The sequence below is a fragment of the Rhodococcus sp. IEGM 1406 genome (assembly GCF_030056745.1).
Classification (GTDB): domain Bacteria; phylum Actinomycetota; class Actinomycetes; order Mycobacteriales; family Mycobacteriaceae; genus Rhodococcus_F; species Rhodococcus_F erythropolis.
The window spans coordinates 74,344-87,415 of record NZ_JASHKO010000005.1; the positions used below are offsets into that span (position 1 = coordinate 74,344).

At 63.0% G+C, this 13,072-nt stretch carries 13 protein-coding genes; 4 read left to right on the plus strand and 9 right to left on the minus strand.

Annotated features, from left to right (window positions below; genetic code table 11):
* Positions 1-29: 29 nt before the first annotated feature.
* Entirely contained in the window at positions 30-1,235 is a 1,206-nt protein-coding gene (locus tag QM596_RS22250) for an iron-containing alcohol dehydrogenase (protein ID WP_080910022.1), read from the minus strand.
* Between the two features lie 420 nt (positions 1,236-1,655).
* Here QM596_RS22250 and QM596_RS22255 point away from each other — a divergent pair, with 420 nt between their 5' ends.
* Positions 1,656-2,018: an RNHCP domain-containing protein gene (locus QM596_RS22255; RefSeq protein WP_020906849.1), complete on the plus strand. Its 363-nt coding sequence runs from the start codon at positions 1,656-1,658 to the stop codon at positions 2,016-2,018.
* 15 nt (positions 2,019-2,033) lie between these two features.
* A complete protein-coding gene (locus tag QM596_RS22260; protein ID WP_070385004.1) occupies positions 2,034-2,453 on the plus strand; it encodes an RNHCP domain-containing protein in 420 nt (139 codons plus the stop codon).
* Here QM596_RS22260 and QM596_RS22265 read toward each other — a convergent pair.
* From QM596_RS22265 to mdo, 4 genes are all read right to left on the minus strand, one after another.
* On the minus strand, positions 2,442-2,789 hold the full coding sequence (locus QM596_RS22265; protein ID WP_020968992.1) for a hypothetical protein: 348 nt from the start codon (positions 2,787-2,789) through the stop codon (positions 2,442-2,444). The two genes, QM596_RS22260 and QM596_RS22265, sit on opposite strands and share 12 nt — an antisense overlap.
* Positions 2,790-2,845: 56 nt before the next feature.
* A complete protein-coding gene (gene madC, locus QM596_RS22270; RefSeq protein ID WP_283309958.1) occupies positions 2,846-4,369 on the minus strand; it encodes a MadC family VWA domain-containing protein in 1,524 nt (507 codons plus the stop codon).
* On the minus strand, positions 4,366-5,448 hold the full coding sequence (locus QM596_RS22275) for a MadB family AAA-type ATPase (protein WP_279218241.1): 1,083 nt from the start codon (positions 5,446-5,448) through the stop codon (positions 4,366-4,368). The genes madC and QM596_RS22275 overlap by 4 nt, the downstream gene beginning before the upstream one ends.
* An 86-nt stretch (positions 5,449-5,534) precedes the next feature.
* Positions 5,535-6,809, minus strand: coding sequence for an NDMA-dependent methanol dehydrogenase (mdo, locus tag QM596_RS22280; RefSeq protein WP_003942095.1), 1,275 nt, complete (start codon positions 6,807-6,809; stop codon positions 5,535-5,537).
* A gap of 361 nt (positions 6,810-7,170) precedes the next feature.
* Here mdo and QM596_RS22285 point away from each other — a divergent pair, with 361 nt between their 5' ends.
* Complete coding sequence (locus tag QM596_RS22285) at positions 7,171-8,226, plus strand: ferredoxin--NADP reductase (protein ID WP_020906844.1); 1,056 nt, start codon at positions 7,171-7,173, stop codon at positions 8,224-8,226.
* On the opposite strand, the gene QM596_RS22290 is transcribed toward QM596_RS22285, so the two are convergent.
* Together QM596_RS22290 and QM596_RS22295 are read right to left on the minus strand one after the other, a co-directional pair.
* On the minus strand, positions 8,198-9,517 hold the full coding sequence (locus QM596_RS22290) for a glycosyltransferase 87 family protein (RefSeq protein WP_283309959.1): 1,320 nt from the start codon (positions 9,515-9,517) through the stop codon (positions 8,198-8,200). The two genes, QM596_RS22285 and QM596_RS22290, sit on opposite strands and share 29 nt — an antisense overlap.
* 38 nt (positions 9,518-9,555) lie before the next feature.
* Positions 9,556-10,293, minus strand: a complete 738-nt coding sequence (locus QM596_RS22295; protein WP_283309960.1) for a DNA alkylation repair protein — start codon at positions 10,291-10,293, stop codon at positions 9,556-9,558.
* Positions 10,294-10,654: 361 nt separating this feature from the next.
* Here QM596_RS22295 and QM596_RS22300 point away from each other — a divergent pair, with 361 nt between their 5' ends.
* Positions 10,655-11,023 carry an SPW repeat domain-containing protein gene (locus QM596_RS22300; protein ID WP_283309961.1) on the plus strand — a complete coding sequence of 123 codons (369 nt, stop codon included), beginning with the start codon at positions 10,655-10,657 and terminating at the stop codon, positions 11,021-11,023.
* A 37-nt stretch (positions 11,024-11,060) separates the two neighbouring features.
* Here QM596_RS22300 and QM596_RS22305 read toward each other — a convergent pair whose 3' ends face one another.
* Together QM596_RS22305 and QM596_RS22310 are read right to left on the minus strand one after the other, a co-directional pair.
* The gene (locus QM596_RS22305; protein ID WP_283309962.1) at positions 11,061-11,825 is read right to left on the minus strand and encodes a glutamate racemase; all 765 of its coding nucleotides are present in this window, start codon (positions 11,823-11,825) and stop codon (positions 11,061-11,063) included.
* 42 nt (positions 11,826-11,867) lie between these two features.
* Positions 11,868-13,046 (minus strand): NAD(P)/FAD-dependent oxidoreductase, encoded by a 1,179-nt coding sequence (locus tag QM596_RS22310; RefSeq protein ID WP_283309963.1) that lies wholly within the window; start codon positions 13,044-13,046, stop codon positions 11,868-11,870.
* Positions 13,047-13,072 lie beyond the last annotated feature (26 nt).

The following is a 13,072-nucleotide window of genomic DNA, read 5'->3' on the forward strand; positions in this document are numbered from 1 at the left end:
CACACTGCACCCCATCACACTGTCCCTCTTCACAACGCACCTCGGAACAACGCCACCATCTGCTCCTGCGTCGCTTCCCTGGGATTGGTGGACATGCAGGCGTCGAGCAACGCGAAGCTGGCAAGTCGACTGAGGTCTTCCTCGCGAACACCCAACTCCCCCAGCCCCTTCGGGACCCCAACCTCCCGGGCGAGACGTTCGACCCGGTCGGCCACCGCCAGCGCTGCTTCCTCCGGGGTGCCGTGCTGTTCAGGAAGGCTCAGTGCCGCAGCGATGGCGACAAAGGGGGCAGCGTCCGTCGTGGAATTGAATCGGATGACGTGGGGCAACAGAATTCCGTTGATGACGCCATGTGGCAGATCAAGCATGCCGCCCACCTGATGGCTCATGGCGTGCGCGGCTCCGAGTATCGCGTTGGTGAACGCCAACCCGGCCTCGAGACTCGCCTGCGCCATCACCGATCGAGCTTCCATCTCCATCGGGTCCTGGATCGTGTTCACCAGATTCTCCGTCACGAGGCCGACCGCGCGGAGCGCGTGATGATCGGTCAACGGATTGTGCGCCAGTGAGACGAAGGCTTCGATTCCGTGCGTCAGTGCATCCAATCCCGTTGCTGCATTGAGCCACTCGGGCATCGTCGTGAGCAACCGCGGATCGATGACCGTCACATCTGGCACCAGGGCACGGCCGATGATGGTGATCTTGGTGCCGCGGGTCGTGTCCGTGACGATGCAGAACTGCGACACGTCAGCGCCCGTTCCGGACGTGGTGGGAACCATCACCAACGGCGGGATCGGTTTTGTCGCCTGATCGACACCCTCGTAGTCGAGTATGTTGCCGCCGTTGGCAGCGAGGACGGCTACACCTTTAGCCGCGTCGATGACGGAACCGCCACCGAGCGCGATGATGACGTCGCACTCGCCTTCCTGGTACACCTCGAAACCGGCCGCGATCTCGAAGTCCTTGGGGTTGGGCGTCAGCCCTGACCACACTGTCGCGGTCAAGCCCTGCTCCGTGAGATGGTCCTCGAGTTCGCTGACCCACCCCGCGTCGATCAAGCCGGGATCGGTGACCAGAAACGGGCGGAACCCGCCGAACCGCAGAGTCGCGTGTGCTGCCTCGACCAGGGAACCGATACCGAAGACGATCTCGGGGGCGTGAAATTTGACCAGTCGAGCAGCAGTGCCGCGGCGATGAACACCGTGGTTCACAGCATCCGGATATGCCACGGACACGACCCCACTCTCCTCTCGCGCGGCACCGAGATCACCGCTTCGCGAATTCCCAGCTCGCTCGCCCGAGCACCAACTGGTGTGATCCACCTTACAAGTGCTGGCCCCGAGCCTACGCGGACAGCAGTCGGGGCACACCCACCGAAGGAGAGGCGCTTACCTACCCGTTCGGGCAGGTAGTCGTCGCCGGAAAATAGATGGCGCGGCAATCAGGTCCCGTTGTACTTTCGGTTCTGGCCAGAGCGGCCCGCAGTACCGATCCAGAAGGTGTTTATGACCCAGCCCGCGCCGAGCGCGCCTCTCGCCCCTGCACTGCCGGCAACCTCGAGAGTCACTTGCTGATCCCCGAAACGACGGACTGACAGCCGCGAGGCCACTCGGCCTGCTCCTACCTGCTTTGTTCACTCAGCTAGGAGTTCTCCAGTGCCTCAATCACACAATTCCATCTCGAAAACCGACACCTTCTCGTGCATTCAGTGCGGACTCACCGTCATGACGTACGACCCCGATGGTGATCGCCGAAACCACTGCCCCAGTTGCCTGCATTCCCGACACCTGTTCGACCAGGTGGAAGGTGGACCGTCGGACTGCGGAATGCGGATGGCCCCCATTTCGATCGCGGTGCTGCGAAGCGGCGATTGGATGATCATCCACCGCTGCGCACAGTGCCTCGAACTCACCTCCAACCCCGTCAGCCGTGACGACAACCAGTTGTTGTTGATGAGGATGGCGGTGCGGCCGCTCGCACAACCACCCTTCCCGCTCGAAGCCTTCGGCGACTTGTGAGGGGTGAGAAAGCAGATGCCACGTAGGAATCCCAGCACCCGCGCGCGGCGGGCACCGCAACGGACCAAGCACGTATTGCACGGAATCGGCGGCGAACAAGGATCGAGCTTCCGTTGTCTCACATGCCGTTTGGACATTTCCACTGCGGCCCCGGGTACCGCACATCGGAACCATTGCCCGAACTGTCTGGCCAGCCGCCACGTGGATGGTCGTGTTCCGGGTGACCGGGCACAACAGTGCAGAGGTGCCATGGCGGCGCTGTGCCTGTCGGTCCGGCAAGACGGTGAGTGGATGCTCGTTCACCAGTGCGTCGAGTGCAATACGTTGAAAGTCAACAGGATCGCCGGCGACGACAACGCCTTGGTCTTGCTGCGGTTGGCGCTACGCCCGTTGGCGGATCCTCGACTGGGCTCGCGCGCGTTGCTAGCGCTCTGATCGATCGTCCGGCGTAATCGCGCGGTCCTGCGCGCGATTACGCCGGACGAACACCACGAACACGATCCCGGCAAGCAAGCCGACCGCCGTCGGTCCGAGGACCAGTCCCGAATACAGCCACGGAGCAGGTTCTGCCGGAAAGAGGTCCATGAATATGGGTCCGGTGTATGTCGGCTCGGCAAACGGCTCCCGATAGGACCCGCCGGTGAGAATGTGAGGTGATGCCAACGAGTTCCACCACCACTGAAACACGCCGAGCGCCACCAGCCCACACACGGCGCCGAGCACTGTCAGCGCCGCGATCGGCCGCCAGATCGATCCCCTGATTTCGGACATGAGATCAAACTAGTTCACGACGGATCGCGCAGTGACATCGGTGAAGTGCAGTGACATCAGCGAAGTGCGTGCCCCAGTTCAGCGGCCTTTGCCATCAGTTGCGCGGCATCTCGGGCAACAACAACCTCGTCGCAGATCTCCGAATACTCCGGCATCGCGCACGATGCCTGGTTCCAGTAACGCTGAGGTTCAGGCGTGATCCAGGCCAGACGATGAACCTTTCGGCGGAGTTCCTCGAGCTTGTCCACCTGTGGGGGCAACCCGTTGCACCGACCGTCGCCCACGATGATGATGGACGTCCATGAGTTCAAGCTGTTTCCGTGCTCGTCCAACAATTCTGTGAGCACTCGACCGTAATCGCTGCTGGCTTCCAGATCCAGACCCGGGTGCGCAAGTACCGCAGCCAGTGCGCCGTCACCGCTACTGGTGAGAAGGGTGTCGGTCACGTCGACCGGACGATTGACGAATGCGAGGACTTCACAACGATCTGCCCGGCGATGCATTGCCTGAGCCAACCGCAGAGTGAACGCGGTGATCGGGCGCACGGACAGCGACACGTCTGCGATGAGAAGTAGTCGAACACGATCGGGGCGAGGAGCTTTCACGACCAGATGGAAGGGAATTCCGTCGGTGCGCAGACTCGAACGCACCGTGCGTCGCATGTCGAGATGCCCACGAGAGCGCTCACGGGGCCGCGGTCTGGACGGTCCTCTCATCCGCCGAAGCACCTCGTGGCACGCGAGTTCGATGTCGTTGTGCGTTGCGCCCGCAGCAGATTCGCTGTCGGGCGCATCGGGAGCGCTTTCGGCGAGTGCAGCGGCCGAGAGTGCTTGCACGAACGCTTCGACCGCCTCGACGAGCCGGTTCAGTTGCGCCTGCGTCAGCGGCCCGTCGTCGGAGACGTCCGCATACGCTTTGCTCGGGTCGTATGCATCCAGCCAGGCGAGGATCGACGTCGGATCGTCCCAGGACAACGAACCGGTCACTGCTGCAGCAACACTGGTGCTCAGGTCGCCGACCACTGCCGACGCGGCACGGTCCACGTCGACCGTGTAGCTGACTCCCCGTCGACCGGTCTCCGAACCGGTATCCACCGACAGTTCCGCATCGCTGGACGTCATCGACACATCGTCGTCGTCCTTGTGCGGGTTGAACCCCTTCTCCGCTTCCGGAGTGTCGAAGTAGTCGCCAACCTCGGCTGCACGCTCGTTGTACTCGGCATACCGGCCTACTTCTTGATCCTCGTCGATCCCCAGCGCGGTGGGCAGACCGTCCGCCACCTCGGCGCGCGAAGCCATCCGCTCGGCGTGCGCTTTGCCTGCGGCAGGCCGGAACAGCGCGTCGAACGCCCGATCGAAACCGGCCTGTTCGTGAGAATACTTGGCGCACAATGCCCGAAGACATGCGCGCAACGTCTCACGATCCGAAGCTCCGACCATCGCGAGTACACGCCGAACCTCGATGACCTCGGCCGGTGACGCGGAAACTCCGGCTGCCCTCAGCAATCGGCCGAAACTCGCGGACACCACGTCGAGAACAAACGACGGTTGCCACACGGCGAGGCCACCGAGCGTCGTCATCGCGTCGAACGGATTCCGCTGCTGCCGCGGATTCCCTGTTGATGAGGGTCACGTCCACCCGTGCCCCGGAACACGGCCGTCGTCGTGTTGGCGGGTTTGCTTGCCACCGTGGATCGCTCGATCGGCTCGCCACCGTCACGCGACGGTGATTCGAGACGCTTTCCGTCGAATCGTTCTTTGGCCAGCGTCACATCTGACGAGTACTTGAGCAACGCCGTGAGCAGGATGTCGCGCACCTTGGCGTCGGAAGCGGTGTCGAATCCGCTGGCGGCGAGCACTGTTGCCGCTCTGGCCGCGTCGATGACCTCCGAGATGGACGGGCTCTTGCGCAGCGGGAGATCACGCAAGATGCGAGCCAATTCGACAACCTCGGTGGCCGTAGCCGCATCCACCTCCGGCGCTCGGGCCGTGACGATCTCGCGTTCACGCTCCGACGTCGGATAGCCGAGATGGTAATGCAGACAACGACGCTTGAGCGCGGGTGAGAGCTCGCGGGTGTCGTTGGACGTCAGGATGACCCAGGGCTGCGAGCGGGCAACGAACGTACCGACCTCGGGAATGGTGATCTGCTGTTCGGCGAGAATCTCCAGGAGCAGTGCTTCCATCGATTCCTCGGTGCGGTCCACCTCGTCGACCAGAAGCACTACCGGATCGGGTGAGAGGATCGCTTCGAGCAGCGGACGGACGGACAGGAAGTTCTCGGAGTACAACCCGAAATCCTGATCGGCCAGAAACTTGGATGCTTCGGCGACGCTGTCGAATTCGGAAACCTGATCACTGATCCGGTCACGAAGCATCTGCACGTGCAGGAGTTGCTTCGCGTAGTCCCATTCGTACAGGGCCCGATTGTCGTCCAGCCCTTCGTAGCACTGCAATCGCACCAGTTTGCGGCCCCCGATCGCAGCCAGAGACTTCGCCAGTTCCGTCTTGCCGACACCGGCCGGCCCTTCGAGCAGGAGCGGACGCCCCAGCGCCGTCGCCAGATGAACGACTACCGCGAACTCGTCATCGGCAATGTAGTCCTGCTCTCGCAGAGCATCTTTCACTTCGATTCCGCTGGAGAAACTGCGACCGGACATGGAATACCTTTCGATAGGGGCACAGCCCCTGTGCGCGCTCGAGGAGTCTCTGGACTCCTTAAGCGCGCACGGGGCCGAAGGCCCTGCTAGAAGTACGACTTGTTGATCGCGTGATCGACAACCGGGATCATCGACTCCACAGTGACCTCACGAGGGTTACCCGGGGTGCACCAGTCGTCCTGAATGTGCTCGGAGATGGCGCGCACAGTCTTCTCGTCACCCTTGATGACATCACCACGACCCTCGTACTTCTTGGTGTTCATCTGGTTCTTCGCGTACGAGTCTGTGCGAACCTGCCCGAAGTTGTCGGGGATACCGACGTCCTTGGCCAGACGGATGGCAGCCTCGACGGCAGCATCCGCGGCCTGAACCGTGGTGAGGTTGCGAGTGTCGACACCGAGTGCGCCGGCCAACTGGGCGTAGCGCTCGTAGCGCGAAGGCAGGTTGTACTCCCACACACGCGGCAACGCGATGGCGTTGTTCAAACCGTGGTGGCTGTCGAAGAATGCACTGACCGCGTGCGAGATCGAGTGAACGATGCCGAGGCCACCGGAGTTGAAGGCCTGTCCGGCAATGTACTGCGCGTTCATCATTCCCTCGCGCGCCTTGAGGTTACGCGGCTCGAAGACGGCCTCGCGCAGGTTCTTCGCGACCAACTCGACCGAGTAGATCGCGTTACCGAGCGAAGGCGCGAAATCGAGACGAGACACGAAAGGCTCACTGCCGTGCGCGAGTACGTCGAAGCCGCAATACGCGGTGAAATGCTGAGGGCAGGTGTAGTAGAGCAGCGGATCGTCGATCGCCAACGTGACGATGGTCGCCTCGTCGAAGCCCACCCACTTGTGCGGGTTGTTCATGTCCGAGGTGTCAGTGATGACGTATGCCCACGACGTCTCGGATCCCGTTCCAGCCGTGGTGGATACGGCGATGTGCGGCGGGTTCTCCTTGTTGGTGGACTTGGCGAAGCCCTCGAACTCGTTGATGTTGCGACCGTCGTGTGCGATCACGACGCGAGCACCCTTGGCGGCGTCGTGGCTCGAACCACCGCCGATCGAGATGATCGAGTCGCACTTCTCCTTCTGATAGAGAGCCGCGGCCTCCATGACGTTGTAGTCCTTGGGATTCGACTCGACCTTGTCGTAGAGCACGACCTCGACACCCTGGTACTCGATCTTGCCGACGAGTTCCTCGATGATGCCCGAACCGCGCAGACCGGTCGTCATCAGAAGGGTGCGCTTGAAGCCGAGATTCTTGGCCTCCACACCGATGATGTCGTGAGCGCCCACACCCATCAGGGCGCGCGGGAAGGGGTGGAACTCCTTGATCGGAAAGTCCCAGATCTGGTTGAGCTCGATAGCCATCGGTATCTCCTCATGGATGTGCACGAATGTGACTGCGGGAGGGATTCGAGCCGATTCTTTGTGACCGGCGTCTCACCTGGTTCCCACTGTGTACCGACAAACACCCCGTGCACAGACTTCGGCAGCTCAACCGCCCGGACGCCGCCCGCGAACCGCCCGTTCGGGCAGGTCGTCGCCACCCCGGACCGCCAGGAAGGCCGGATCAGACTGCCGTGGTTCCCGCTGATCGGGAACGTGTTGCTCGGCGACTACGATCCCCAGTAGCTTTTCATCACTGCTAACATTGAACTAGAACACGTTCTATATGTTGCACTTCACTGACCTGCGCTTTACCCAGCTTCACGAGAGGACTAGCTTCGCGATGACGACAGTCGAGGTACCGCACAGCTCGCGATCGGCGGTACTCACCGTGTCCGGAGTCATCGAAGAGACTTCCGACGCCCGGTCGCTGGTGTTCGAAATTCCCGCAGAACTGAAGGACAAGTTCGACTACAAGCCAGGTCAATTCCTGACCCTGCGCATCCCGAGTGATCAGACCGGCTCGGTCGCACGCTGCTACTCCCTGGCCAGTTCACCCTTCACCGACGACGCCCCCAAGGTGACCGTCAAGCGAACTGTCGACGGCTACGGCTCCAACTGGCTGTGCGACAAGCTCCAGGTCGGCGACACCATCGAAGTGCTGCCGCCGTCAGGTGTCTTCACGCCCAAGTCGCTCGATCACGACTTCCTGCTCTTCGGTGCAGGCAGCGGAATCACTCCGGTGATCTCGATTCTCAAGTCCGCCCTCACGCAGGGCAGCGGCAACGTCGTGCTGATCTACGCGAATCGCGACGAGAAGTCCGTCATCTTCGGCGCCGAACTGCGCGAGCTGGCAGCGCAACACCCCGGCCGCCTCACCGTGGTCCACTGGATCGAAACCGTGCAGGGACTCCCCGCTGTCTCGCAACTGGCGACGCTCGCCAAGCCATTTGTCGCGTACGAGGCCTTCATGTGCGGTCCAGGCCCCTTCATGGACGCCGTCCACAAGGCACTGGCAGAAGCGGGCATGCCCCGCACGCAGGTTCACGCCGAGGTCTTCAATTCACTCGCCGGCGACCCGTTCCGTGACGTCGAGGTAGCCGAGGTCTCCGACGAGGAAGCTGCCGACGCCGCAACCGTCGAGGTCGAACTGGACGGTGAAACCCACACCCTCGTCTGGCCGCGCAAGCAGACGCTCGTCGACATCATGCTCGCCAAGGGTCTCGACGTTCCGTACTCCTGCCAGGAAGGTGAGTGCGGGTCGTGTGCCTGCACCGTCACCGAAGGCGAAGTCCAGATGGACAACTCCGAGATCCTCGACGCCGAGGACGTGGCGAACGGCTACATCCTCGGTTGCCAGGCGAAGCCGATCACCGATCGCCTGAAGATCGAGTTCTGAACCCTGCTTCGATGCATGACGGCCCCTGATTCCCTGCGGAATCGGGGGCTTTGTCATCTTCCGAGGCATCATCCGCGCTATCTTCCGAGTCCCGCCCCGTAACCCACTCCGGCGCCGTTGTGGGCAACCGCCACAACGCAAGAATCAGCACCAGGGTCACGATCAGGAAGCCCTCACGAAGGACCAACCCCAGCGGCAGCAGGAGCGGCGACGTCTCGATGAACTGCTGCCCCATGCTCGGCCCGCAATAGACGACGGCCAACCCCACAGCGGCCGCACCGAACTGCAGCGGCGATCGAAGCCGAAAGAGAACCGTGACGGCAGCAGGCACGAGATACACCCAGTGATGAATCCAGCTGATCGGCGAAAGAATCGGCGCACTCAAACCGATCACCAACGCCGCATCGACCCCACGACCGACGCGATATACATCTCGGGCGACCCAGAGCGCTACCGCCGCGCACAGCACGGTCAACGGCATCGCCAGAGACGCCGTCCATGTGCCCAGTGCCGCAAGTCCGCCCTGCAGTGAACTGTTACCGGCACTCGCGATCGCCTGCCCGCTCAAGTCCACCCGGTCACTGAGGTTCCAGACGACGTCCGACCAGAAGGTCCAGCTGACGGCCGGGTCCACCATTGCTGCGACGGCGGTCGCCGCGGCAAATCCGATCGAACTCCAGATCGCGAGTCGCCACTGCTTCGTGACGACGAAGTAGACGATGAACAGCGCCGGCGTCAGCTTGATCGCGGCTGCGACGCCGATCAAAAGTCCTCGTGGAAACCACCGGCCGAATCTCGAATCGCCTCTGCGGGTCACGTCGAGCAGTACGAGCACCATCAGCACCAGGTTCACCTGGCCGAAGGAGATGTGCGCGCTGACGATGGGTGTCACCGACACGGCCAGGACCAATGCCGCCATGACGAGCGGCCGCTTGGGGACGCGAGCGGGAGTGAACTTGGCGACTGTCCACACCACCGCCGCGATGCACAACGCCGACCACAGCAGATAGGCCGTCCACCAGTCGAAGAGAACAGTCGGCCAGAGGAAGATCACCGCGAACGGGGTGTAGGTGAACGGCATGCCCTCGTCGACGATCAACGGGCCGACAAGGTTGCTCTCGTAGATGTTCGAGCCTGCGGCAAATGCCTGGGCAGCGTAGCGGTAGACGAGAAAATCAACGGGTTCGACGGCCCGAACGGAGTACACGAGATAACACAGAGCTGCGACGCCGGCAGCGATCAGTGAACCGATCGTCACAATTCGAGACGCCTCGACACGGGTGGCGGGCATACCGAGAATCGTCCCACAACCTACCGAGCGGTACTTCGCTAGCGGGCCGCCCGGAAGTGCGCTCGCTCGTCTGCGGTCAGGTGTTCGCACGCGTAGCTCAGCGCCGTGCGTCCCATGTCTGCTGCATTCTCAGTAAGGAAGCCGGTCAACAAATCCCGATCCACCCGCTTGCCCACCTCGCGGAGCATCCAGCCCATCGCTTTCTGGGTCAGGTCTCGTCGATCACCCAGCACCTGAGCGGCAAGCTCGAGCGTGGTCGACGCGTCGCCGCGAGTGATGAATCCGTACGTCGTCAGCAGCGCCACCCGTCGTCGCCACAGGTCACCCGAATCGGAAAGCTCGAAGATCAGCCGGCGATCTCGGTCGTACAGCCAGCCGCCGAGGATCTGTCCGGCGGACGAATCCACCAGATCCCAATTGTTGACCCGCCCGTCCTCGACAGCGGTCAGATAGAAGCCTGCGATGCGAGCGCGGCCCTCGTCGTCGAAAAATTTTGGGCGACTGACTTTTTCGAATTGAGCGACCAGGATCAGCAGCCCGGCCAATCGGTGCTCGTGAACGTCACTGTCGAGAAGGAGACGTATCTGAGGCAACGCGAGTCCGACGTGCTTCTTCACCACCGATCGCGTCTTCGGTACTCGCACGCCGATGAATACGTCGCCCTCGCCGTACTCCCCCGGCGCTGTCTTGAAGAACCGCTGCAAGTGGACGGCATCCGCGGGATCCGCGAGGTCGGCCAACTGCTCGATCACGTTCGGGGCACTCGATTGCGTCACCCCAGAACCTTCTCACGGGTCGTCTGTGCGGACTCTTCGATTCTCTCAGCGTCCTCACACCGTGTGCCCTGCTCGGCCACAGGTCGGCAGACGACACTCGAGGACAGTCAGTGAAAGGACCACCCATGATCACCGCCGCTATCGCATTCACCACTCTCACCCTCATGGCACTCTCGGGACATATCGCGGCAAGCGCGCCGCGCGGGCTCGTGGCCATCCGGACGAATGGTCACAAATCTTGATATTCGAGCCTCCACATCGCCTCTAACTGCAACGCGAATGCAATTGGCGGAGAGTTGATCTCGATCTTCCGCGGGCGTGTACTACAGGTGGACACACTCTCGTCTTTGGAGGTCTCGTCATGAAGTCGTGGAATCGAATGCAAGATGCCGTCGCGGTGGTTCTCGGCGTCTTTGCGGCTCTCTCGCCGATGTGGCTCGACACCACCGATCGGGCAATGTGGTCACTCGTCGTCCTGGGTGTCCTGGTTGCACTGTCGGGTCTGGCGCACATGGCACGTCCGGACATGGCCATGGCGGATTACGCGATGGGTGTTTTCGGCGTCTTGATGTTCATTTCACCCTGGGTGATGAACTTCGACGTTCTGCGCGGTGCGTCGTGGACGGCCTGGGTGGTCGGGGTTCTGACCGTTGTGGTCGCGGTGAGTGCGATGCCGGTGATGAGTGCGCGGATGCATCACGGGGGTCACGGCGGCGTAGCCGCCCATTGACGGAGCGGCGTAGCCGCCCATTGACAGAGCGGCTGGATCAGGCTTTGATCGCGCCCAACAACCGCCCGGCGTCGAAGGCTTCGGCGCTGGGCGGTAGTGCGCCCGGACGACCGCTCACGAACACCTCGACGGTTCCCGATCCTTCGCCCGCGGCACCGAGCCCGTCGATCCGCCGCAGAGTCTGTCGTGCAACGGCTTCGGCGCTGTCGAAGAGTGTGACGCCGGCGGGTAGCCGTGCTGCGATCTCGTCGGCGAGCAGTGGGTAGTGGGTGCACCCGAGGACAACGCCGCTGACGTCGTCCGGCGTCCGGGCAACCGCGGAATCGATGGCAGCAAGTGCGGCTGCGCGATCACCGAGATCTATCGAATCGGCCAGGCCGTGGCACGGCACTCCGACGACCTTGGCGCCGTTGCCGAACTGCTCGATCAGATCGGCTTGGTACCGGCTGGCCGTCGTCGCGGCTGTAGCCCAGATCGCCACTGAATCGCACGCGGCAGCGGCGGGTTTGATCGCGGGCACCGTTCCGATGACCGGCACTTCCGGCCCGACCAGTTCTCGCACGTGTGGCAGCGCGGTGACGCTGGCAGTATTGCATGGAAGAACGATGACCTGAGCCCCACAATCGAGGCTCCGCCGCACCGCACCGAGTACCCGGTCGACGACCCACGGCTCAGGCTTGGGGCCCCAGGGGGCGCCGTCCGGATCCAGGGAGAGCACCAGATCGAGATCCGGGCGCAGGCGTCTGAGCCACGCAGAGGTAGGGAGCAGGCCCAGTCCCGAGTCGATGAGTGCAACGATCACCGCACAAATCTATCGCCTCGGAACCGGTCCTGCCTCATCCGTTCAGGCCGGTGTGGACTCCAACACGTCAGAGATGGGCGTGCCGGCCGCGATCTTGGCGCGCATCTTCATCACCGCTCCCGCGCTACCTCCGCCGACGACAGCTGCCAGCACACCGTCGCGCTCGTAGTAGGCGACGAACTTTCGGCCGTCGTCCTTGACGATGTGAACGGTGTCCGTGGGTGCGACGGTCCCCAACGCCTGGATCTTGACGTCGTACTGATCGCTCCAGAAGTAGGGAACCTGCGCCGGAGCATCGGGATCACCCGTTCCGGTGAGCGCTCCCGCCAGGATCTTGGCCTGGTCGCCCGCATTGGTCCAGTGCTCGACGCGCTTGCGTCGATCACCGATCTGCCAGGACGCGACGTCGCCGACGGCCCAGACGTGTTCGGTACTGGTGCGGCCGACGCCGTCGCAGAGCACTCCGTTGTCGAGTTCGATTCCCGAACCATCGAGCCATCCCGTGACCGGCACCGAACCGACTCCGATCGCCACCACGTCGACCGGGATCTCCGAACCGTCGCTCAAGGTCGCAGTGGCAACCGCTCCGTCGCCGGACAACGAGGTCAAGCCGGTGCCGACGCGGACATCGACGCCCTCGTTCCGATGCAGACGTTCGACGAGGGCGCCAACGGTGGGGCCGAGCACCGACGCCAGCGGTGTCGGCTGAGGCTCGAGCAACACGACGTCGACGCCGTGAGACTTCATGCTGGCGGCCAGTTCGCAGCCGATGAAGCCGGCCCCGACGATCAGCGCACGCTTGCCGGGAGCCAGCTCGGCGCGAAGGGCCAGCGCCTCCTCGATGGAGCGCAGAACGTGCACTCCGGACAGCTCCGGAAGGCCGGCAATGCGACGCGGAGTCAGTCCGGTCGCGATGACCAACTCGTCGTAGTCGAGGGTGGATCCGTCCGCGAACGCCACCGACTTTGCGGCAGTGTCCACCGAGGTCGCGGGCGAACCGAGCTTGAGATCGACCTTGTTCTCGACGTAGAACTCTGCCGGACGCAGCGTCGTCTCGTCCTTGTCGCCGCGGATCACTTCCTTCGACAGCGGCGGCCGGTCGTATGGCAGATGTGTTTCCCCACCGGCGAGCGTCAACTCACCCCCGAAGCCTGCTCGTCGCAGTTCCTCCACGGTCCGCAGCCCCGACAACCCCGCACCCACGATCACTATCCGTGCCACCACGTACCACCCTGTCCGACCCACGT